The following is a 23,933-nucleotide window of genomic DNA, read 5'->3' on the forward strand; positions in this document are numbered from 1 at the left end:
AGATAATCAATTTGCCAGCAAACATAGTATAGGGGAGGATTCCAAAGATTTCAGCGCTAAATCTTAAAGAGATGTGTGGCAAATTCTAATATTTTGTGTTATTATCAAGGAAATAATGCTGTATTATTTAAACCCCAGCCAGGAGGTATACTATGGGCAGACATTTATTACCCTCTGCAATTTTGCGGTTGCAGGAACAGTTTTCAGAATTAGATTGGACCTATCATGATTTTCCTGTGGGCGACAAGATGGAAAAAATGTACCATTGGCCTGGTATCCCTGAGGAGGAAATTTTGATTTGTGTCCACAAGAGCACTGGTGTTCAAGAGTTGTTTCATCGGCAGGATTTCTTTTATTTTAATTTTACCTATAAAGGGCAGTATGAGTCTCATAGTTATAAATATGATAATAAAATAACCATTTATGAGGGTGAACTTTATGCCGGACAACCATTTGCGGGACAGGCTATGTGCGTCCATAATAATCAGGAAACAATTATCTTTGGCGTATTACTCCAAAAGGAAATCTTTTTCCACACTTTCTTGCCGATCCTGTCCACCAACTCCAAGCTGTTCCACTTTTTTCTTAATCCTGCAACCAATAGCTTTTCCGAGGAATTTATTCATTTTAAAATTGAAGATGATTGTAATATACGGGCGTTACTGGAAATGATGGTAATTGAATATGCCTATAAGCAGGAGGACACACAGGCTGTCTTAAAACCGCTGGTACTTTCTTTCCTCATGCAAGTTTCACGCCAATATGCTGCTGCCAATCAGGAGCCTGTTTCAGAAAAGCTTTCAGACCGCATTGTGCAGTATATGAGCGAGCATTTTGATACTGTAACATTAAAGGACATTGCCAGCCGCTTTTCTTATCATCCCAATTACATTTCCACTTTGCTAATCCGTGAAATTGGAAAATCTTTTTCACAAATATTATTGGAGCAGCGCATGGAACGTGCCGTTATTCTCTTAAAAGGAACCTCCTTATCCGTTAATGAAATCGCAGTAATGCTGGGATATACGAATAGCAGTAATTTCCACAAAGCTTTCCGGGAATATTATCATTTGTCACCAAGAGAATATATGAATACAATACTATAATTACAGCCAGCTTAGTATTTGCTGTTTACTTCCGTTATATTAATCTGAATTTTCTATTTGCAAAAATCAAAAAATCCGGTATAATATATTCGACAATAAATGTCGCCTTACCACTGTCAGACGGTAAGGCGGCATTTTTTTATTTGTCAAAATTGATTCGGGTATCGTAAGTTAATCCCAACTATGCAGTAAAGCGGCTTTCACGGAGCTGAGCGTATTTTATGCTATGACCTTCTGACACCCGGATCAAAAATATTATCAGGAGGAAAATCATGCCTAAGAGCAAAAAAGAAGGAATTACGTTTAGTTTTATCATGAGTGCCATTATGATATATGTCATGGCGGCATTAAATTTCTGGGTTCGTGAACAATCCATCTCCCCACAGGCTTGGGTACATGCCGCAATTACATTTATTCCGGGCTTTATTGCAGGAATCATCTGTGACTTGTTATTTTGCACACCCATATCCAGAAAAATTACATTTACCGTATCAAAAAGAGAGGATACGGAAGCCTTGAAGGTTTTTGTTATGCGATTTAGCATGGTCATACTTATGACCATTTGCATGACATTGTTTGGCTGCATCGCCAGCGGGAATAAAGGAATACAGATACTAATCGATGCCTGCATTTATTTCCCTTACAATTTAACAATTGCCATGCCAATCCAAATGCTGGTTGTTGCACCACTGTCGCTAAAAGTGGTAAAGGTCCTTTACAGAAAAGAAAGCAATATACCCGGCAGTACCTTCCACTAACATATAGTGTTTCCGAAAGGCTATATGCCATGTAAATCCAACACTGCAAAAGTTGTCATTAATAGCCAATCTTCCACTATAACAGAAGGTTGGCTATTTTATGGATTAACTCAGATTTTTCTTCAGATTATTGAACTTCTGCAATAATTTATTGATTTCAACCTCATCTATTTGAGACATTAATTGGTTACGTTTTATCGTTAAAGGAATAGGCTTATTATGATTGGCAGCATATGCTTTCTCATAAGTTGATTCAGCAAGTTCCAGCTGATCCTTGAATTCTTCAAAGAATTTTAATCCATGCTCATTATTGATTTTGATGATTGAAACACCTCTTTCATCAGCCATTTCCGGATGCTGTTTCGCAATCCCCCAGTAATCCCCTATGGTGATATCTCCCACCCCTAACTTTAGACCGGCAAATTCGCAGGTATAGCAGCAAGGTCTTTGGATATTATCATCCGAATATGCTCTTCTATAATTATTTCTGGAAGACTGCTCCAAAAGCACTTCTCCGGATTCAAATCTCACACATACATAGGGTTTACTCCACCCGCTGATTTTATTTCGAAATTCAAAATCTAATATTTTTGAATGATACTGATGCTCCAAATATTCTTTATACAATCGAAAAACCTTAGGAGATGCCGTTGCATGGCATATGATTTCAACCGTAAATAAATTTTCATACTCCTTATGAAGATAATTTTTAAGTCCTGCTATCTGGCAGTAATTCCCGGAATATAATACAGGTACCCCCTCTTCAAGCATTTCCTTCACCCGCGGTTTTACCTCCCTGCTGTCCGCAAAAACATATTTTGAACCGTGGAATGCCTGGCAGGCTTCCTCCGTATCGGCAATATCATAGACAGCCTCCATGTCATTCGTATACTTCACACCAACTGCACGGCCACCTCGGGCAATGATATTTTTATACATTGGTGCGAACATACCGCCGCTGGCACTTTGTTCAAGCACCTCTTCCTCTTTATGCCTTGCTGCATATACCTTGGGAAATCCATTAACGGCTTCTTCCGGATGCCTGTATTTGCCATAAGGGCATGTTTTTCTGCACAGGTTGCAATGTATGCACTTTTCTTCAACAATGAACGGATATATGAAACCCTCTTTATCCTCTATCATGGTTATGGCAGAAGTAGGACAGATATCCCTGCAGGCATTACACCCAAAGCAGGAAAACGCATCCATTGTATCAAAATATTTATCCTTCTCCGTTATTGGCTTATGCGAGGTTTTTGGCCCTTCGATTGCATTTCTGAGGAAATCAGCGGATTCTTCCCGAAGAACAAAGCTTGCCATTTCCACTGCAGCATAGTCAATGTTCAATGCGGTTAAATCTTCCGGTAATTCTCCGGGACTTGCAATCATATGGTTTGCTATTCCCAGTGAATCAAGTAGATGCCTCATTCTCTCCGGATTCTGGAAATGAGGTATGGTTATAAAATCCTTTTGATAAATAATTGAAAATACTGTCGCATGGAATGAATTCGCTATGACATATTTTGCATTGGCAATGTATCCCACAAACTCCTCCGGACTGCCATTTGTAAATTTCTTCAGCTCATTGGCAAAGTCATAATCTTCACGGTTATGCACGATAGGAAGCCCGGTTCTCTTCGAGATTTCTTCTGCCATTGCATTTAATCTCTTGTCTATTTTCTTAAGGTGTACATTATGAACATAGATATAAGCCTGTTTTACCTTTGGATCTTTCTTTAATTTATCGTACATTTCCTTCTGCAGCAGTAAGGTAGGGTCCAGTACTACAGAAACTTCCTTATCCGTCAGATTTGATATTGCTTCTTTTGCCTTTTCTTCTCTTACGGAGATATAATCAAAATCACGTAAATATCTGGAGAAAAAGAGATGCTCTATTTCCGGTATTTCATCTCTGCCAATACTTGCAGCATAGGAAATGCGTTTGATTTCATTTTTACCAAAGGATAATAAGTAGGCAGGATTAACCCCACTCGTTAACCCTCCGTTCCAAATCTGGTCACTGCCGGCTATCATAATATCGTAGTCAAAATTGGCTTTCTTTAATTCAGCCAATTTTGTCATGGGCTCCGTTGTATTTAAAGTATGGTTGATGAATCTTTCAAACTCACGGTATTTTCTGGTTTTATTCGGCTCCGTCTTACTCTTCTTCAAATACTGTAAGGCATGAACTGCTTCGTTTAATTTATCATTTTTAAAAGGGTTTCTTGGTACATATAACCGATACAACTTATCCGTTGCCGGTAATCTGTAATTAATTATTTCCACCTGATGACCTTCACTTTTTAAATACTCCTGCAAAGCCCAGGCTTGTAGGACGGCACCATAATTATGAGCACTGTTAAACGTAATAATTCCAATTTTCATTATAAAAACCATGCCTTTCTCACAGCCTAAAACTTTGAGCCGTGTGAAAATTGCTTTTTAATTTTCACACTAGCCTCTTCAGCTATTCAAATAGTGAGTCAAATTGTTCTACTGCTCCTCGGTTATACCTGCCATAATCCACATTCATGGCTTTTACCTCACCCTTCATGAAAGCAATCATCCCCATTTCCAGACCACTTTCACTGGCTTCTACCAGATATCCGTTATAATCCTTTATAAAGCCTCGGGGTCCCGGTATATCTGTTGACATAGTCGGAATCCCAAGTGCATCTGCTTCCAGTAAAGTCAGACCCAAGCCCTCATAATAGGAGGACAGAATAAAGAAATCGCATTGCTTTAAAATCGGCATAGGATTCTTTATGGATTTAATTATTATAATCTCTTCTTCTGAATTTTTGGCATATTCCAGGGTCTGGTTATAAAGAACACCGTGGCCGCCAATTATGATCAAGCATACATCCTTATATTCAACACAGAATTTTTCAAAGGCTTTCATAAGCATCAGATGGCCTTTTTCAGGGGAGAACCGCCCAATGGTGATGAATTTCTTTTTATCACCTGCCAATATTTTTTTCAATTCCTGTTCCGTGATATTACATTTTGTATCAACATCAAAAGCCAACGGTTCCTTTGACTTCCGAATCACTTCCTTGTGGGCATGGCAGTTATTTATTACTACAATATTATCTTCTCTTCCGCTTATTTCCAAGGTCGGAGGAACAGTATCACTTGTAATCACCGCTACATTATCGTATTTTTGATAAGCATTTTTCAAGGTCAGATAATGCTGATTGCCCCTTGTTTTCATCTCAGCCACCATATCACTGTGAACATAGATGGTCTTTGCTCCCTCATATCTCTGGAATAAGTTGATGACCTTCTTCTCATATCCCGCAAACTGTATCACATGGTCAAAATGGGTATCTCCAAAGTGCTTCTTCCATTCTCTTTTATAAAGCCGGTCTAAATATTTCTCTGTAAAAGCATTTTCTTTATTCCATTTAAAATAAAACAGATAGGCTGCCGCTTCGAACAAAGTAAAGCTTTCACCGCTGCTCATTGGATAAATACCCACTTCTTCCGGTATCTGGGCAAGACGCAAGGGTGCTTTTTTAAGTGCCTGTTCATTAAAGGTAACAAAATAATTTCTTTTCTTTAAATCGATATTATTAAAAAGATTTATAAGGGCGGTTGTCAAACCATTCTTAGACAAGGCAGAACCGAATAGAATAACAGTATCTTTACCATTCTTGGGAAGTTTCTCTTCCCTGCATTGCTTTTCCCCTTTGATTACATGTCTGCAAATCCGCTCTGCGGCTCCCGGACTGTCATAGGTACAGCATTCCTTCAGGAACTGTGTATCATCGTAATTTTTGGGTGAGTTCAACTCATATACTAAATTCTTTACGGACTTCACCACCGGAAATGGCAGGCTATCTAGAGACACATAAAGCCCGCGTTCCTTGATATACTCTGTTTCATCATAGGCAAACAGGATTATTTTTTTCCCGGTATTGGCAAAATCATAAAATACACTGGAATAATCTGTAATTAAGCAATCGCACATATTCAAAAATTCATAGGTGTCATATTGGTCCGGGTACGGTTTAATATGTTCATATTTTGAGTAGTCAGCGTCCTTACTTACAAATGGATGCAATTTCACATATAATACCTGATTGTCTTTTAATGCCTTATCAAGGGGCCTTAAATGATATTCAATAAGAGCTAATAAATGGTCGGTATTCTTCTTTACCAGCGTTCCCCGCCAGGTGGGCATATAGATGAACACCTGTTTATCCTCCAGTCCCAGTTCCCTCTTAATATCTTGTCCGATTTCTTTATGAAAGAATACCGAGTTCCTGGGATAGCCCTCATTTAAGATAGTGCCCTCATATAGATCATTCAGCATGTAGGCATCTATCATTTTTTCCTTCATATAATCGTTCGGATAGACTAAATAGTCTGCAAATAAAAGATTTCTTTGAACATTACCTATTCCATAGGCTCTATCCTCAACATCCCGTCCCATTTTTTTAAGGGGTGTTCCATGCCATGTATTGGTAATTACCTGTCCTTCTTTTTTTACATAGGACCTGTTAAAGGAAGTATCCGTAAATAAGTATTTGGCCGTAGCTAAATATTTATAATAATGATAGGAATTGGTACGAGTTATTCTTATATTCCCCATGCCATATTTATTCAATTGATTCTGTATAGACACCTGCTTGCTTTCCAATACGGATAAATACACAGTATACTCTTTATATTCCGGTTTTGATAATTCTAATAATATATGAAACATATTCCCTGCCAGATCGCCGCCATTTTTAGATTCCATTAATATTAATTTCTTATTTAACCTTGCCTTATAATAATAAAAGGAATAATAAGAATTCAGTATAATTACTTTTGCTTTTTTATACATATTCAGTAATTTCATGTTAGTCAATTATACTCCTGCATCATAATTATAAATTTCACTCTTATTTCAGCGTCCTTATTAGGTTATCTGCGTCTTCACTAACTGGAATGCTATTCTTTTCATTCATTAATTAAAACCCTTAGAGATGCTTTTATTGTCTTCACTATAAGCTTGAATTATTCACATAAAAAAGCCGGATAAGTATAGCGGCTATGTAATTGTATTTATTGTAAAAACTGTCAAATTGCTTTCCGGAACAACAAAAGAGGAATTTCACTGATCAGCGAAATTCCTCTTTCTTTCCTTCATCTCTTATTAAAAAAATTTGTTTACTTCCTTTTGATGAAACATATTTTCTATTCTCGGCAGGGAAATCCCCAGGGTTTCTTTCAGCACGTCTTCTACGGTTTCAACAGGTATCACCCTAAGCTGCTTTTTCACTTCTTCGGGCACATCCTTCAGGTCAATGACATTGTCCTTGGGAATTAACACTTTATTAATTCCAGCCCTTTGGGCACCCAGCAGCTTTTCCTTCAGCCCGCCGATTGGCAGGACAGCGCCTCTTAATGTAATTTCTCCTGTCATGGCTATTTTGGAATCCACCTTATTTCCCGTTACCAGAGATGCGAGAGCGGTGAACAGTGCAATACCGGCAGACGGTCCGTCTTTGGGTACAGCTCCCGAAGGGACATGAATATGAAGGTCCCTTTCCTTAAAATTAACCGAATTAAGCGGCAATCTCGATTTTAACAGGCTCAGGGAGATTCTTGCCGACTCTTTCATTACATCTCCCAGCTTGCCGGTCAGGGTAATCTCTCCGTTTCCCGGCATATCAGTGGCTTCGATAAAAAGGATTTCTCCTCCCACTGGTGTCCAGGCCAGACCAGTGACTACGCCGGGAGGATTATCCTGCTGCGCCTTGTCATGCCGCGACACCTGTCTTCCGAGCAGCTCCTCTAAATCCTCCGCCTTAATCCTATAAGGCAGCTCTGCTTTATTTGATACAATTTTCTCGGAGGTCACTCTCGCAAGAGCGGACAATTGTTTTTTCAGTCCTCTGACTCCGGCTTCCAGGGTATAGTCACTGATTATTTTACGCAGCACATCATCTTCCACACTCATTTGTTCCTCTGTCAGCCCGTGCTCCTCCAGAACAGACGGAATCAGGTGATCTTTTCCGATATGGAATTTTTCCTCTGTGGTATAGCTGGAAATTGAAATGACTTCCATTCTATCTAATAAAGGTCCCGGAATACTTTCTAATGTATTCGCCGTTGCAATAAAGAAAACATCCGATAAATCATAGGGCAGATCCAGATAATGATCGGTAAAGCTGCTATTTTGTTCAGGGTCCAGCACCTCCAGCAGCGCACTTGCAGGATCACCGCTGAAGCCTCCGGTCATCAGCTTATCCAGCTCATCAAGGACCATGACAGGATTATTTGTACCTGCCTTTTTGATGCTTTGGATAATTCTTCCCGGCATTGCTCCTACATACGTTCTGCGGTGTCCTCTGATTTCTGCTTCATCTCTGATGCCGCCCAAACTCAAACGGATATACTTCCTGTCAAGAGCTTCAGCAATACTCTTGCCCAGGCTTGTCTTACCTGTACCGGGAGGACCTACAAGCAGCAGGATAGAGCCTTTTTTATCATTTTTAAGCTGCATGACCGCCAAATGCTGTATAATCCTGTCCTTGACCTTTTCCAGCCCATAATGCTGCTCATTTAAAATCTGTCTTGCCGCTCCGAGATTAACCGGATTCCCTTCCTCCTTCTTCCACGGCAGTTGAACCAAAAGGTCCAGATAATTGCGCAAGACATTATACTCGGAGCTGTTAGGTCCCTGTGCCTCCAGCTTATCCAATTCCTCCAGGGCAGCTTCCTTGATATCGGACGGCATTTGAGCCTCTTCGATTTTTGTTAAATAATCTTTGTCTTTTTTGGCTCTCTCACTTTTACCTTCATTCAATTCATCCTGGATAACCTTCAACTGCTCTCTGAGCACTGATTCCCTGTAATATTTGTTGGCTTTCTCAGAGAATTTCTCCGATATCTGAATCTGCAGCTCAACGGCTTCCTTTTGTTTCAGCAGATGGTCCATGAAGCGAAGCCCCCGCTCCTTCAGGGATTCTATTTTTAATAATTCATACTTCTCTTCGTTTGATATTAGTATAAATTGACTCAGGTACACAATCAGAGAATTTAAATCCCCGAACTCGTCGGTTATCCTGCTGTATTGTTCCCCTCCCTGGAATTTTCCGCTTATCTCCCGGATGATTTTCTTTAAGTAATCAAGCATTTCCTCCCTGCCCTTTGCATCCAGGTCTGCATTCTCCGGATAGGGCTTATATTCGGCATATATCATACTGTCTTCAAATCGAAATTCGCCGATTTGAACTCTGTCCGTCGCTTTGATTGTCACTTGAATACCTTTTTCTGTTTTCTCAATTCCACTTACCTGAAAGACTACTCCTATCCTGTAAAAGTCCTCTTCCTTCAATGCCTTCTGGGCAAAATTCTGCTTCAGGGGCAGTGCTATTTTTACTGCTTCTTCCTTTTCCAGGAATTCCATATGGATATCATCCAGCGTTTTCATATAAACCACTGTTTCAACGCCTGGTAACAAAAGCGTATTAGGTATTGGAAAAACAATTCCTTGTTCCTTGTTGTTATTGAAATTTGTCATAATCTTCATCCTTTCTAGCCGTAATAATAAGTGAATGTTCATTTAATAATGTAGTAAATAATTGCGAGATCCTTTTGTAAAATTGTTTTTACAAAATTATCCCGCTTGTATTAATTTATACTAATATTGCATCTTGTATTACCTTAATCATCTCCTGTAATAAAAGCCCTCTCTCAGCTTCGCTTTTCTGACTGTCAACGGCAATTGCTTTTACCGGATAAAAAATGAATGCCATTATAATTTCTTCACTGTATTCCTTTATTATTTTGTTCTGCTTCATATCCTGAATCAGATTATAAATATTACAGACATTCTTTTTTCCGGAACAATGGTTCGCTAAGGACGGACAATTTGAAAACTGCTCGACGAAACTGTAGATTTCTTTGTGTTCCAATATATAGCCATAATAGCTTCTGATGAGTACCTCGACCAGCTGCTGTCCTCCCATGCTCACATCTACTTTGTTTATTAAATAGTCATATACCTCTTCTGAGTACTCACTATAGATGTCCTGGAGCATGTTCTCTTTATTTTCATAGTATATATAGACAGTTGCCGGTGAAACTCCTGCCAGCTTAGCGATTTTTGAGATAGAGGCACCATGAAATCCTTCTTGAAGGATCAGCTTGATTACCGCTTCTTTAATACTTTTTTCTTTTTCATCATCTTTCTTTCTCATATAATCACCTCTGCATGTTCATATAATAAACGATCATTCACTTATTGTCAACAGTAAATTAAATATAACAAAATGAAATGATGAAAATTGTTTCAGATATGATTGTAATCAGAATTTGCATCAGCCCTTTATTAATATTTTTTATTCAATATGATATTGATTATCACTTGCATATTTTATATTTTAGGTATATAATAAAATAAAATTTAGGTATACCTAAAAATATTTTAATTATGATTTGATGTCGTGAGTTAATCTCCGATATAAAAGAACGATATACATCCGGCCTCTTACGCGGCCAATGTTTTGGAAGTTTTTTCTCTTAAGGAACTTTGGATAACTTAAGCGAAAAAAGGAAGCAGCGTTATTGAAACATACCGCCTGCGTTATCTTCAAAACCAGTAATTGATTAATAAATGGAGGATTTAAATGATGAGAAATTTTAAAATTTTATTTAGTTTATTCCTGGCAGTCTTCTTATTAACCGGCTGCCAAAAAACCGAACCAAAAGAAACGAAGGATACTTTAAACCTTGTTGCAACTACAACCATGCTGGCCGATCTTTCCGGAATTATCGGCGGAGAGCATGTTACGGTAAAAGGGCTTATGGGACCTGGCATTGACCCCCATCTATACCAGGCTAGTGCCGGTGATGTTACACTGATGCAGAATGCAGATGTTGTTGTATACAACGGCCTGCATCTGGAGGGTAAAATGGGAGAAATTTTTGAGTCCCTGACAGGCCGGGGCAGTACCGTTATATGCATAGAGGACGGACTGAAGGAAGAGGATCTATTATCCTGGGAAAATGATACCTCCATACACGATCCCCATATCTGGTTCGATGTTTCCCTTTGGAAGGCTGCAGCTAAGACCGTGGCTGACAAATTATCTGCCGCGGATTCTGCCCATGCAAAGGATTACACCAATAACCTTGAAGAATATCTGGCAGAATTAGATACACTGGATACCTATATCAAAGATAAGGTGAATGAAATCCCGAAGGAACAAAGAGTCCTGATAACAGCCCACGATGCCTTTCATTATTTCGGCAGAGCTTACGGTTTTGAAGTAAAAGGGTTACAGGGTATCAGTACCGATGCCGAAGCCGGAACAGCTGATGTCAGCAGCTTAGCCGATTTTATTGCCGGGCACAGAATAAAGGCTGTTTTTGTAGAATCCTCCGTTCCGCCTAAAACAATCAAAGCCTTACAGGCGGCAGTGAAGGCAAGGGGATTTGATGTCAGTATAGGCGGGGAACTTTACTCCGATTCCTTAGGTGGTAAGAACTCCGGAGCCGAAACTTACCTTCTGACCGTAAAGGCTAATGTTGATACCATTGTAAAAGCTTTAAAATAAAATTCGAATATAAGGGAGGATTATGCAGATGGAATTTAATAAAACAGATTATGCCGTTCAAATAGAGGATTTAACTGTTGCCTATGATGCTAAGCCCGTTCTATGGGATATTGATTTAGATATCCCACAGGGTAAATTAATGGCAATCATAGGTCCTAACGGTGCCGGGAAAACCACCCTGTTAAAAGCGATGCTGGGACTTTTAGTTCCGGTAACGGGAACCGTACATTTCTTTCAGGAAACAGACAACAGCCTGCGTAAATTAAAGAATAAGGTTGCCTATGTTCCCCAAAGCGGCAGCGTAGACTGGGATTTTCCCGCAACTGTACTGGATATTGTATTAATGGGATGCTATGGCAGGCTGGGTTTCATAAAGCGCCCCGGTAAAAAAGACAGGGAGGATGCGTTACAATGCTTGTATAAAGTTGGCATGGAAGGTTACGCCTCCCGTCAAATCAGCCAGCTATCCGGCGGACAGCAGCAAAGAGTCTTTTTGGCAAGAGCCTTAATGCAGACCGCTGATATCTATTTTATGGATGAACCCTTTAAAGGTGTGGATATTCAGACGGAAAAAGCGATTGTACTATTATTAAAGGAATTGAAGGAATCCGGTAAAACTGTAGTAGTCGTACATCATGACCTGCAGACGGTTCCGGAATACTTTGACTGGGTTACTCTGATCAATATCAAAGTAATTGCCAGCGGACCGGTGGAAGAGGTTTTCCACGAGCAGAACCTGAAAAAAGCTTACCGCAGTACCGGTAACTTATTAAAGAATGCGGTTTAGGGAGGTGTTTATATGGAAAATCTTCTTTCTCTGTTAAATGACTATACCTTTCAGACGGTTGCACTGGGCTCTGCTATCCTGGGCCTCATCAGTGGTGTTTTAGGAAGCTTCGCTGTGCTTCGCAAACAGAGTCTTCTTGGGGATGGCGTTTCCCATGCGGCACTTCCGGGGGTTGTAATGGCATTTGTACTGACCGGCTCCAAGGACACGGAAGTCCTCCTTCTCGGAGCTTTGCTTTCAGGTCTTATGGCAACTTTATTTATAATCAGTATTGTAAAACACACCCGGATTAAATTTGACAGCGCTCTTGCCCTTGTCATGTCGGTGTTTTTTGGAGCCGGCCTTGTGCTTCTGACCTATGTGCAGAAAATTCCCAACTCCAATCAGGCGGGCTTAAAGCGTTTTATCTTCGGGCAGGCATCCACCCTGCTGCAAAGGGACGTTTATTTTATGATAATCTGCGGTGTACTGCTGCTTACTCTGGTCCTTTTATTCTGGAAAGAATTCAAGCTTTTTATTTTTGATTCCGAATATGCCAGGAGCCTTGGTTTCCCTGCACATAAATTAAACCTGCTATTATCCTTTATGATTGTTATGGCAATTATTATCGGGCTCCAGACCGTAGGTGTAATTCTTATGAGTGCCATGTTAATCGCTCCCGCCGTTGCGGCAAGGCAATGGACTAATAAATTTTGGATTATGGCAGTTCTTTCTGCTCTCTTTGGCGGAATATCCGGTATAGCAGGCACAGCTGCCAGCTCTCTGACGGCAAAGCTTCCTACGGGACCTGCCATTGTTATTTTTATCAGCTGTATTGTTATTTTCAGTGTACTGTTTGCACCCGGAAGAGGTATTCTCCGGAAAATACTGCACAGAAATAATCTGAAACAACTACTGCAAAAAGAAGGAGGTGCCCCTGATGTCCCCACAATTTGAAATCCAGCTTATTGCCGTTATTGTTGCCGTAGCCTGCTCTCTGCCTGGAGTATTCCTGGTTCTGCGGAAAATGTCGATGATGTCGGACTCCATTACCCACACCATCCTTTTGGGTATTGTCCTTGCCTTTTTCCTTACCCACGATTTATCTTCTCCCCTCCTGGTACTGGGTGCCGCTCTGATCGGCCTGGCAACTGTATGGCTTACGGAAACCTTAAACCGGACGAAACTCCTTTCAGAGGATGCTGCCATCGGAATCGTATTTCCGTTTTTATTTTCCATTGCCATCGTTTTGATTACCAGATATGCCGGCTCCGTCCATCTTGATACGGACTCTGTCCTGCTTGGGGAACTTGCCTTCGCACCCTTTGACCGTATGGTGGTATTTGGGTATGATATCGGTGCAAAAGCAATTTACAGTACTCTGGCTTTATTACTCATTAACCTTGTATTTATCATTACTTTCTTTAAAGAATTAAAAGTAGTAACCTTTGACCCCATGCTGGCTGCCGTTCTTGGCATCTCCCCATCCCTGATCCATTATGGACTTATGATGCTTGTTTCCATGACAACAGTAGGAGCTTTTGAAGCAGTCGGCTCCGTACTGGTAGTGGCATTTATGATTGGACCGCCTGTTACAGCCTATCTGCTGACGGACAATTTAAAGCATATGCTGATACTCAGCGGGATAATAGGAGCGGCAAACGGAATCCTGGGCTTTTATCTGGCAGTGCTCTTTGATGTTTCCATTTCCGGCAGCATGGCGGTAATGACAGGGCTTGCATTCCTGCTTGTATTCATAACGGCTCCCCGCAGAGGATTGGTAAGCTCCTTAAAGAGGCGAAGCAGGCAGAAACTAGATTTCAGCAAAAAAACACTTCTGTTTCATTTATATAATCATGAGGGAAGTATTGAGGAAACAAAAGAGGCCGGTGTTCATACCCTGGCAGAGCATTTCCACTGGGACAGGGCTTTCACAGATAAAATAATCCGGCTGCTGTTAAAGGAAGAAAATATCCTCCTTGAAAAAGAAGTCATTAAGCTGACAGAGAAAGGAAGATCTGTAAGCATTTCCGAATATGAGGCTTTGTTTTTAGATTAAATCACCAAAAAACATTAACTGAAAAGGGTCCGGGAATTCTCCCAGACCCTTTTCATACTATTCTTATCACCCGGCTGCTGAGGGTTCCCTCCCCAATACTCTCATTTGCTGACTAAAGATGGCAGCTGTACTTTCAGAGAACACCCAGAGCTCTGTAAAAACATCCTGTTATAGCTGGTCTCCTCCATCTGCTTATCCCCATAAAGCATTGGCATCGGTTGCACTTCTGTTTAAACGGGAAAAATCTGTTTTTACAAAGGAAGTCGTTGATAACAGTAAAAATACCAGGCCAATTATTAAAATAATGGCAAAGGACATAACCGGAGTGACTATAAATCCGTTAATATCAATTGCCAGTCCCTCTTTCACAAGTTCTGCCGTTGATAGATTTGTTTTTTCTAATACAATCATACGGAAAAATGCGGTTGCGTAGGTCATTGGATTAATATACGAAACATATCTAAGGGTTCCCGGCAGCATTGATAAAGGAATATAGGCACCGGAAAGGAACGTCAAAGGCATGGTCACTGCTGTCTTGACTATCTGAAAGGTCTGCCCGTTGCGGACCTTCGTTGCCATAAATAATCCAACACCTGAAAAAACGATTCCAATGCTGATCATGGACAGCAGGATATAGAACGGTGTGGCCCAATGCGTAAATTTAATCCCAATAAACAATCCTATCACTAAAATTAAGATTCCCTGCAAGGTAGAAACAGTAGCCGCCGATAATATTTGTCCCATTGCAACTGCAATCCTCTTCGCCGGAGAAACCAAGACCTCTTTCATAAAACCGCTTACCATATCATCAACAGTGGAAGAAGCCAGATTAAGCGAGCTTTCAAACACGGTAGTTATAATGACACCGGACAGCATATAGGCAATGGGATTTTCAATAAAGTCATTTTTAAAAATAGCACCAAATACATAAACAAAGAAAAATGGGAATATCAAAGAAAAAATTAACCCTGTTTTATTTCTGATAAACGCTTTTAATCCTCTCATCCACAACGCAAGCACAGTATTCATATTAATCCTCCTCCCTGATCTTTCTGCCTGTTATCTCCAGAAAGACGTCGTTAAATGTCCCTTTTTTTATTTCAATATTTGTAATGTCTTCTTTGTGACTGCTAAGAACCTGTAAAAGCCGGTCCAGATTTTCAGCCTCCACCTTATAATAGCTATCCTTCTTTACATAGGCAAGCTCATATTGCCCCAGTAGTTTTTCAAGCTCTGCTTCATTTTTCGTAGAGATATATGCTTTATCCTTTGTATACATTTTCTTTAAAGCATAGGGCGTATCATGAGCCACGATAGCACCCCCATCGATGATAGCTATTTTATTGCAGATTTCCGCTTCCTCCATATAATGTGTCGTCAGAAAAATAGTAATATTTCTCTCTTTCTGAAGCTTTATGATATATTCCCATATATGCGCCCTTGTTTGGGGATCAAGCCCTGTTGTCGGTTCGTCAAGAAATAACACCTTGGGATAGTGAATCAGCCCCCGTGCGATTTCTACACGCCGTTTCATTCCGCCGGATAAAGCACCGACCAGTTTCTTTCTTTCCCCTAACAAATCTACCAATTTCAAAACAAACTGAATACGTTCTTCCACCTCTTTTTTCGGTATGTTGTAAAAGACGCAATGCATCTTCAGATTTTCTTCAATGGTCATCTTTGCATCCAGTGTTGAATCCTGAAATACAACCCCTATTGCCGATCTGACTTCGCTTTTCTGATCCGTAACATCTTTTCCGTCGATAAGAAGAGTTCCTGAGGTTTTTTCAAAAATCGTACACAGTGTGTTAATTGTTGTACTCTTCCCGGCTCCATTAGGCCCCAGGAAGGCAAAAACAGTCCCCTCCTCCACACGAAAGGATATATCATTTACAGCAGTGAAATCACCGTATCTTTTTGTAAAATTTTTAACTTCGATAATTGGGTTCATGGTTTTCATCTCCTTTGCAGTTTAAATTTTAGTCCGCTACTCTATACCAAATCCATTTTCAGGAAGCATCCTTACATTCATTGGAAAGCCAAACAAATGGTCGCTCCAAAATATAATAATTCATTATTGCATTTACAATTTATATTGTCAATGAATGTTCTTTTTCTTTACGTGATGTTTAAATTCTTTACATAAAGTTCTTTTTTATCCAATGCATATCACAAGACTGCTAACGTTACTGCCCAGATAGAAAGTGAAAATTGCCTTATAATTTTCATACTATAAGCTGTACCTTTAGCAAGATTTTTTTCTATGATAAATAATAAGGCTGGTGGTTTTCTGAGTTGTCTTCAGAAGCCATCCAGCCTTGCTTGTAATATAAGTGATATCTTTTATTAAATCAATTACTTTTTCATTCCATTTGTCTGAAATGCTATTTCCAGGTTAGAAACCATCGTCTTATCCTCTTTATACCGATTCCACATCCATTCATAGGTTTCCAAAAGCTTATTGCTTTTCGTTCCTGCCATTGCCTGCAATGCCGTATGCGCAATCCAATAGGAATCGCTTTTCATAAAATGAATAAAATCTTCCAAGCAGTCCATCTTGTCACCGGCACGCCCCATGACAAATATGGCTGTCTTCCTCTCATCTTCCACATTACTTTCATCTGTTGCAAAGTCGGCCAGCTCCTTCGCCCTGAGGCTCTTGCAATTCTGCAAAAAATATAGTATTTTCTGCTTATAGGAGCCATAACTTAATTTTTCATAAGGTGCCTCTAATCCATACAGTAATGCCAGCATCTTTCCGTAATATCTGTCATAGAATTCTTCCGGCATTCTTCTGGCACACAGGACTGCGCCTTGCTGGTTTGCACCGTTTATCATCGCTTCAAATAGTTTGATTCCTTTATCCACATCAAAGCGAAAAAGCAGCTCCGTTCTCATAGCATCAAGCTCTTTGTCGTCAATGTCCATTAAAAAGTTTATTGTATTCCTGCTCGCTTTATGAAACCGGTAAAAGCTTCTGAGTATTGCCTGCTTTTCTTGCCTTTCCGCATTTTGAAAAGCAGAAATCAATTCTTCTTCCGTTCCTAATCTTACATATCCATAAGAAGTAACGCTGCGCTTCTCTAAAATTTCAAGGAAATATTTCTCATACCAGTCTAAAAAGGTCATACCGGTCAGATAAGGCACATTTTCAGGCTCAAGATTCCAATCAAAATAAACGATTTTGCCCTTTTCCGAGCCATTATTCATTAGCAAATTATCATAAGTACACCCCTGGGTGCCAATGACATTGAAGCCTCCGCAGGCTTCTTCCATCAACCGCTCGTATGTCTCATCGTCTGCCTCATCCAGCAAATTCATCCGGTAAGCCCAGTCGTCCTTTGTCAAGGCGGCATCAATCCATGTATTATTGCCGCTTACTTTAGCATATTCATTATACATTTCCAGCTTTTCCAACGGATAAAGACCATAATAGGGCCCTGCACCGCCATTGCCCACTTTCGTTAAGAAAAAAACATACTCTTCCGGAAATTTTACATGATATTTTACTTCATATTCATTTATTATCTCGATTGGTAAAACCGGATTTAGCCGGTACTGATGCTTTTCTGCTCCAAAGACTTCCCTTTTTAAATCTGCATTCCCCGCCTTTTCAACTAAATCCTTAATGTATGCGGCATGCTCGTCGGACAGCCTTTCAAAAGCCTTCTCTTTTGATACGGGCTTCCGGTTTGTATTCCATCTGTTAAAAAATCTCATAGCACTCCTCCAAAAGCAAAATTCAAAGTACCGGACATATTCAATTCTTCAAGTGTAATGAGAGATTCATTCCTTCAATAAATATCATTCCAGCCTCTTTTAATATCTATCGGATTGCAGTCTGGTATTGATTATACAATCTGCCTGCCTCCTTGCGGAAAAGAAAATATTTTTCCCTGATCTGTTCACGCTCTGATAAAATAAGATAATGTTCCTGCTGCAGTATGCCGATCAGCTCTTCTACCTGAACGTAATGATAAACATCTTCCCCATCCCTTTTCAGTTCCTCCAGACAGTAATCCAGAACTGCCTCATAGGCCCCGCCGGCTTCCCTGAACCGGCATCTTTCAAGCAAATCGTCAAAATGTATGGATATATCACGGGCAAAATAACCGGCGGTAAGCTCAAGCTCTTGCTTTCCGTAATAATGGCCGAAAGGGGTCTGCCAGGCCATATTATACTCCGAAGCCCGCCAAAGCTCTGTGCGGTACCAGGTATCCAGAGCTTCATAGGGAAAATGAGCAGAGGCAAGGGCCTTTGATTCATTGGATACCATCTCAACCTGAGGGAGTTCTCCCCCAATATATGTAAAAATCGCTTTATTTATCTCCCTGTCGGCTATTTTGGTAAAAGAAGCCCAATAGATATAGTTATTATCTACCTGTCCAATAATAAGCACCTCGCCATTTCTGTTAAAATAAAGGCGAATTGAAGTCTCACTTTTGCCTATGTCATAATTAGGCTGCACTCTCGTGTTTTTATTGACTAAGTTAAGCTTTCTTACGTCCATACCATATCTCCTCTATACTGTAATTCCCCATAACCTTCCGGTCTAATCCTTTAACAAGGCTTGAATATGATCTCCTCCAAACTTTTGCCCCAATTATATGGTATTTAATCATCAAAATCAAGCCCGTATAAAAATTTAAAGGCTGTACAGACATAGTAAGACTTCCTTTATTTTATCCGTAAGTGTACTTATTTTATTTCAGCAGGTATTACCGCCCCGTTATACTTTTCTTCTATAAACTTTCTCGTATCCTCTGACTGCAGTGCTTTTACCAGGGCTATAATAGCGGGGTTATCCTTATCTTCCGCACGTACAGCAATGATATTCGCATAAGGGCTGTCGCTTCCTTCACTAAAAAGCTTTGCGGAAGTTAACTTTGCTTCCAGGGCTTTATTGGTATTGGTAATAAAAAGGTCATAATCAGCTTTGGTCGGGATAATTTGAGCCGAATCTAACTCTACGATTTTAATCTGCCTGGTATATTCTTTAATATCCGAAACAGAAGCACTTAATGTAGTTGCCGTATCCTCATTTAACTTAATGAAACCGTTCTGCTCCAGGATACGCAAAGCTCGATATTCATTGGTCCCGTCATTGGGAATTGCCACAACTGCATTATCAGGTATATCCTCCTTCTTGCTGTACTTATCGGAATATGCGGTTATGGGCTCCACATGAATATCCCCGGCATTTACCAAATCATATCCATTTGCCTCATTCCAGGCCTTCAGATACGGATAGTGCTGGAAATAGTTGAAATCAATTTCTCCCTTTGCTGTTTTCTCGTTTGTTGTAGTATCTGCTGACGTTGACACAAGTTCAACGATAATGCCCTGCTCGGCAAGCTTGGGCTTTACATATTCAATTATTTCCGAATGAGGAACAAGGTCTGCAATTCCCTTAATGGTAACCGTTTCTTTCGTTTTATCTTCCGCCTTGCCAGAAGAGCTGTTTGCTTCTGAATTCACCTGGTTCTTTAAGGTATCCTTTGCGCCGGAGCTGCAGCCGGTTAAAACTGCCAATGCAAGACCGGATGAAATGAGTAGTGTTAACGCTTTTGATTTCTTCATAATAATATTCCCTCTCTTCACATTTATTTTAATTTTATTGCCTTTAGAGTAAATTTCTTTTCTTAAGAATCTGCCTTGAAGCAAAGTCCCCTATGAACTGAACCAGCTGCACCAGAATAATCAATATGTATACGGTAGCAAATAATACGTCATGCTGAAAACGCTGATATCCAAACCGAACTGCAATATCACCTATCCCGCCGGCCCCAAACATGCCTGCAAGAGCGGTCATAGATATGACTGCGATAACCGCTACCGTAAATCCACGTATCAGGGATGGTATGGTCTCTGGTATCAGTATTCTGAAAACTATTTGAATATTCGTACTGCCTATTGATTTTGCCGCCTCAATCTTACCTTTTGCAATTTCCAGTAAACTGCTTTCTACGATACGTGCATACATAGGAATACAGCTTGCTGCTATTGCTATAATACATGCATTCGTCCCATAGGACTTGCCAAAAAACAATCGTGCAACCGGAATCATTAAAATTATCATAATCATTTGCGGTAAAGAACGCAGGCAATTTATCAGCCACCCGGAACCGGTATAAAGCCCTTTTAGCGGCACTAATCCATTTGGATTTGTAATCGTCAGTAAAACACCTATGAGCAGCCCAAGAATCAACGTGATAATGGAAGCCAGGACTGTCATGTAAACTGTGTCCCAAATAGCCGGTGCTATCCGAACCCATAGCTCTTTTGCAAAAGAGCCTTTTATAACCTCCCATAGGGGAGTATCCAACAAGCTCATAGCACTACTCCTTTTCTATTTTTATTCGTTGGCATAACTGTAAGTTAGATTAAATTCCCTGGCCGTTTTCAAGCTCTTCGTATTTCTGGAATTCTAAAAATACTTTTGCAAACAGTCCTCCCGTTCGACTGTGAGGATTATGGAAAATATCATTCACGGCACCGGATTCTATAATTCGTCCGTCTTCCAGAACTGCCATGCGCTCACAGGCATATTTAATTGCATCCAGTTCATGGGTAATCATGAGTATTGTAATACCTGTGGCCTTATTGATTTCCTTTAAAAGGTCTAAAATCTGCAGTGTTGTCTGGGGATCAAGCGCCGAAGTAGCTTCATCGCTAAGCAAAAGATGCGGCTGATTAACCAGCGCTCTTGCAATACCAACTCTTTGTTTCTGCCCGCCTGAAAGTCCGCCGGGATATACTGTCAATTTATCAGATAATCCAACAAGCTCTGCTGTCTCTAATACACGTTTTTTTATTTCCGCCTTGGAGGCTCCGCTGATTTCAAGGGGATATGAAATATTTCGATATACTGTTTTGGCTTCAAATAAATTAAAGGTCTGAAAAATCATACCAATTTTTCTTCGTTCTTTCAGAAGCTCTTGCTTAGACAGCTTTAAAATATCGATATCATTAACATAAACTTCTCCCCTGTCGGGGTTCTCCAGGCGGTTGATACACCGGGCTAAAGTAGATTTTCCGGCTCCGCTGAAACCAATAATCCCCAATATTTCACCTTTCCTTACGGTAAGATTTATACCTTTCAGTACTTCCAACGGAGCACTCTGTGTAGAATAAGTTTTATATAAATCTTTAATTTTGATATAATCCTCCATTATACAGCTGCCGTACGGCTTAACCAATCGGATCATCGATTATGCCGTACTCTCCTTTCCCAATTTAATATCCCAAGCTCACCCTGACATTGACAGCAGTAAAGTCCCACCGAAAAAAGCAGCCGGGATAATTCCATTCCCAGCTGCTTTTAAGGCATTTGTGAGATAAAAAGTAGAATTATCCGCTGGAGGAAAAATATTGGGGCATAGCGAAACAAGGCATGCAACAACACTGCCTGCCTATGGAGGTACAACTAATATTATTGTCAATCGTTATTGCCATATTTCTCATAAACGGACATTCCCTTCTGTTTTATTACATACTATTCATATATATATTATATGCTTTAATTTCATTTGTCAACTAAATTCCGGTCGTTAGCTATGATTTTTTCATCAGGCAATCCACCGGCACCAATATACCCCGAGCTGCTTCCTCTATATTTCCATCAAAAAAGGACATGAAAGCTTTTTCACTTTCATGCCCTCTATACCCTATACTGTTAGTCCTGCTTCATATCCGTCTCTTGTTGCATGAAGAGCACTGCCTGCCTTTACAGCCCCGCCAATTACATAGACCTCACTGCAGTTTTTCCTGGCACATGCTTCCAGGGGATTGTAAGATTTATAGCCGAAAGCAGAAATAACCATTTCCGCAGGCAGAGTAAGTCTTTCCCCGGCAGTATTCGTATAAACAACTCCTTCTTCATTAATTTCATTTACAGTTGCTTCTGTCAGCACCTTCACACCGGATTCATGCAGGTATCCTGTTAAACAAATTTTGGTCATAATCATCATGTCATTTAAAATGTCTTTCTGCATTTCAACAACTGTAATGTCTCTGACAGTCTGGGAAAGGAAATGAGCGGTTTCGCCTCCTACTTCGCCACCGCCGCATACAACTACCGGGCCTGCTTTGACATCATAATTTCCTAATAATACCTCTTCCGCCGTTACAATTTTATCCGACTCAATACCCTTGATATTCGGCATAAAAGGTGTGGCCCCGGTGGCAATGATAATTGCATCCGGCTTTTCATTCTGAATCAATTCTTCTGTCACCTCTGTATTTAAATGAATCGGAACGTTTAAAGCCATTAATGCTTTCCGCATAGAAGAAACAAAGGTTGCTAATTCACCCTTCCCGAGCGGATAAGCTGCTGATTTGAACTGACCGCCTAAGTCATTCTTCTTTTCGAAGATAGTTACGGCATGTCCCCGTTTTGCTGCTGTATATGCTGCCGTTAATCCACCCGGACCAGCTCCGATAATCATTACTTTCTTGCCTTTTTCCACCTTTTCCATCGTATTTTCATATTCCCGTGCAACCCGCGGATTGATAAGGCAAGTAAGACTATCCCCTGTTAATAGCTTCTCCTCACATCCCTGAAGACATCCGATACAGTAATGAATACTATCGAATTTTCCTGCTTTTGCTTTTTCCGGAAGATAAGGATCTGCAAGAGAACCACGGCCCATACCAATGAAATCTGCTTTTCCCATCTTAAGGAGAGTATCTGCCATCTTAGGATCATTAATGCGGTTTGTAACAATGACAGGAACATTTACCAGTTTCTTGATCTGTTCCGATACTTCCATGTTCAATGCGTGTTTTGTATACATAGGCGCAATAATTTGGTCAATGGGAGCAGATGCATACATACTGTTAGAAACGTGAATTGCATCAAATCCAATTTCTTCACAATGGCGGGCCAATTCAAAGCTTTCAGCTTCTGTTCTTCCTCCAAGTAAATATTCGTTTCCTGAAATTCTAACGATTACCGGAAAATCTTTTCCTGCTTCTTTTCTGACCGCTTCCAGAATCTCATCTAAAAATCTCACACGGTTATCAAAGCAGCCACCATATTCATCGACTCTTTTATTCGTAAATGGAGACAAAAATTCAGAGATCAGATACCCATGAGCTGCATGAATTTCAATTCCATCAAATCCAGCTTCTTTACATCTGCGCGCTGTATCACCAAAGTCTTTTACGATACTTTTTATTTCTTCGGCCGTCATTTCCTTCGGTTGCTCCTGGCAGATCGGATCTTTTATAGCAGATGGTGCCAGAGGTATTACATTTCCGTTTACCAGCTTTGAGGACTGCCTTCCCGGATGATAAATCTGACAGAACAGTTTGGATTCATATTTATGAATTGTTTCTGTCAGCCTCTTGTTTCCTTCCAGCTGCTCATCGTTGTAAAGACCCGGAATCATTTCATATCCCTTTGCATTTACATTAACAGCATAGTCCTCTGTAATAATAAGGCCCCATCCGCCTTTTGCTTTTTCCTCGATATACTTGATAAATCGGTCTGTGACTATTCCATCCTTTGTACAAGTGTTTGTTACCATTGCAGGAACAACTAATCGGTTTGGCACAGTACAGCCTGCAATATTCATTGCTGTAAACAATTCTGTCATCATCTTTTATCCTCCAAATCACTTTATCCTATTGATAATTTCATTATAACAGGTGAAATTATTTCATGGTCAAGTCCAAAAATGGAGT

The 23,933-nt window shown here is 40.2% G+C and carries 18 protein-coding genes; 6 read left to right on the forward strand and 12 right to left on the reverse strand.

The features are described 5' to 3' along the window. Positions 1 to 152: 152 nt before the first annotated feature. Together BUB77_RS09160 and BUB77_RS09165 are read left to right on the forward strand one after the other, a co-directional pair. Positions 153 to 1,106 carry a helix-turn-helix transcriptional regulator gene (locus BUB77_RS09160; RefSeq protein ID WP_073275019.1) on the forward strand — a complete coding sequence of 318 codons (954 nt, stop codon included), beginning with the start codon at positions 153 to 155 and terminating at the stop codon, positions 1,104 to 1,106. A gap of 272 nt (positions 1,107 to 1,378) precedes the next feature. Continuing rightward, on the forward strand, positions 1,379 to 1,864 hold the full coding sequence (locus BUB77_RS09165; RefSeq protein ID WP_073275021.1) for a DUF2798 domain-containing protein: 486 nt from the start codon (positions 1,379 to 1,381) through the stop codon (positions 1,862 to 1,864). 105 nt (positions 1,865 to 1,969) lie between these two features. Here BUB77_RS09165 and BUB77_RS09170 read toward each other — a convergent pair whose 3' ends face one another. The 4 genes from BUB77_RS09170 to BUB77_RS09185 form a co-directional block, all read right to left on the reverse strand. After that, entirely contained in the window at positions 1,970 to 4,261 is a 2,292-nt protein-coding gene (locus BUB77_RS09170) for a polysaccharide pyruvyl transferase family protein (RefSeq protein ID WP_073275023.1), read from the reverse strand. A 70-nt stretch (positions 4,262 to 4,331) separates the two neighbouring features. Beyond that, positions 4,332 to 6,713, reverse strand: a complete 2,382-nt coding sequence (locus BUB77_RS09175) for a CDP-glycerol glycerophosphotransferase family protein (RefSeq protein WP_073275025.1) — start codon at positions 6,711 to 6,713, stop codon at positions 4,332 to 4,334. 297 nt (positions 6,714 to 7,010) lie between these two features. Continuing rightward, positions 7,011 to 9,383 carry an endopeptidase La gene (lon, locus tag BUB77_RS09180; RefSeq protein ID WP_073275027.1) on the reverse strand — a complete coding sequence of 791 codons (2,373 nt, stop codon included), beginning with the start codon at positions 9,381 to 9,383 and terminating at the stop codon, positions 7,011 to 7,013. 115 nt (positions 9,384 to 9,498) lie between these two features. Further along, the gene (locus BUB77_RS09185) at positions 9,499 to 10,062 is read right to left on the reverse strand and encodes a TetR/AcrR family transcriptional regulator (RefSeq protein WP_073275029.1); all 564 of its coding nucleotides are present in this window, start codon (positions 10,060 to 10,062) and stop codon (positions 9,499 to 9,501) included. A 429-nt stretch (positions 10,063 to 10,491) separates the two neighbouring features. On the opposite strand from BUB77_RS09185, the gene BUB77_RS09190 reads away from it, so the two are divergent. The 4 genes from BUB77_RS09190 to BUB77_RS09205 are packed head-to-tail and all read left to right on the forward strand — an operon-like array spanning position 10,492 to position 14,246. Further along, entirely contained in the window at positions 10,492 to 11,421 is a 930-nt protein-coding gene (locus tag BUB77_RS09190; RefSeq protein ID WP_084124047.1) for a metal ABC transporter solute-binding protein, Zn/Mn family, read from the forward strand. 28 nt (positions 11,422 to 11,449) lie between these two features. After that, complete coding sequence (locus BUB77_RS09195) at positions 11,450 to 12,208, forward strand: metal ABC transporter ATP-binding protein (RefSeq protein WP_073275241.1); 759 nt, start codon at positions 11,450 to 11,452, stop codon at positions 12,206 to 12,208. A gap of 12 nt (positions 12,209 to 12,220) precedes the next feature. Beyond that, positions 12,221 to 13,144: a metal ABC transporter permease gene (locus tag BUB77_RS09200; protein WP_073275031.1), complete on the forward strand. Its 924-nt coding sequence runs from the start codon at positions 12,221 to 12,223 to the stop codon at positions 13,142 to 13,144. Further along, on the forward strand, positions 13,128 to 14,246 hold the full coding sequence (locus tag BUB77_RS09205) for a metal ABC transporter permease (protein ID WP_073275032.1): 1,119 nt from the start codon (positions 13,128 to 13,130) through the stop codon (positions 14,244 to 14,246). The genes BUB77_RS09200 and BUB77_RS09205 overlap by 17 nt, the downstream gene beginning before the upstream one ends. Before the next feature lie 192 nt (positions 14,247 to 14,438). Here the strand turns inward: BUB77_RS09205 and BUB77_RS09210 are convergent, their stop codons facing one another. The 8 genes from BUB77_RS09210 to BUB77_RS09245 form a co-directional block, all read right to left on the reverse strand. Beyond that, complete coding sequence (locus tag BUB77_RS09210; RefSeq protein ID WP_073275033.1) at positions 14,439 to 15,275, reverse strand: ABC transporter permease; 837 nt, start codon at positions 15,273 to 15,275, stop codon at positions 14,439 to 14,441. 1 nt (position 15,276) lies between these two features. Beyond that, positions 15,277 to 16,197: an ABC transporter ATP-binding protein gene (locus BUB77_RS09215; protein WP_073275035.1), complete on the reverse strand. Its 921-nt coding sequence runs from the start codon at positions 16,195 to 16,197 to the stop codon at positions 15,277 to 15,279. 404 nt (positions 16,198 to 16,601) lie between these two features. Then, positions 16,602 to 17,966, reverse strand: coding sequence for an SMI1/KNR4 family protein (locus BUB77_RS09220; RefSeq protein WP_073275037.1), 1,365 nt, complete (start codon positions 17,964 to 17,966; stop codon positions 16,602 to 16,604). Positions 17,967 to 18,072: 106 nt separating this feature from the next. Further along, on the reverse strand, positions 18,073 to 18,756 hold the full coding sequence (locus BUB77_RS09225) for a hypothetical protein (RefSeq protein WP_073275039.1): 684 nt from the start codon (positions 18,754 to 18,756) through the stop codon (positions 18,073 to 18,075). A gap of 188 nt (positions 18,757 to 18,944) precedes the next feature. Continuing rightward, positions 18,945 to 19,826: a MetQ/NlpA family ABC transporter substrate-binding protein gene (locus BUB77_RS09230; protein WP_073275041.1), complete on the reverse strand. Its 882-nt coding sequence runs from the start codon at positions 19,824 to 19,826 to the stop codon at positions 18,945 to 18,947. A gap of 43 nt (positions 19,827 to 19,869) precedes the next feature. Next, a complete protein-coding gene (locus BUB77_RS09235) occupies positions 19,870 to 20,580 on the reverse strand; it encodes a methionine ABC transporter permease (protein ID WP_073275043.1) in 711 nt (236 codons plus the stop codon). Between the two features lie 49 nt (positions 20,581 to 20,629). After that, positions 20,630 to 21,418, reverse strand: coding sequence for a methionine ABC transporter ATP-binding protein (locus tag BUB77_RS09240; protein WP_170866620.1), 789 nt, complete (start codon positions 21,416 to 21,418; stop codon positions 20,630 to 20,632). Between the two features lie 495 nt (positions 21,419 to 21,913). Beyond that, entirely contained in the window at positions 21,914 to 23,848 is a 1,935-nt protein-coding gene (locus tag BUB77_RS09245) for an oxidoreductase (RefSeq protein ID WP_073275045.1), read from the reverse strand. Between the last annotated feature and the right edge of the window lie 85 nt (positions 23,849 to 23,933).

The sequence above is a fragment of the Anaerocolumna jejuensis DSM 15929 genome (genome assembly GCF_900142215.1).
Classification (GTDB): Bacteria; Bacillota; Clostridia; order Lachnospirales; family Lachnospiraceae; genus Anaerocolumna; species Anaerocolumna jejuensis.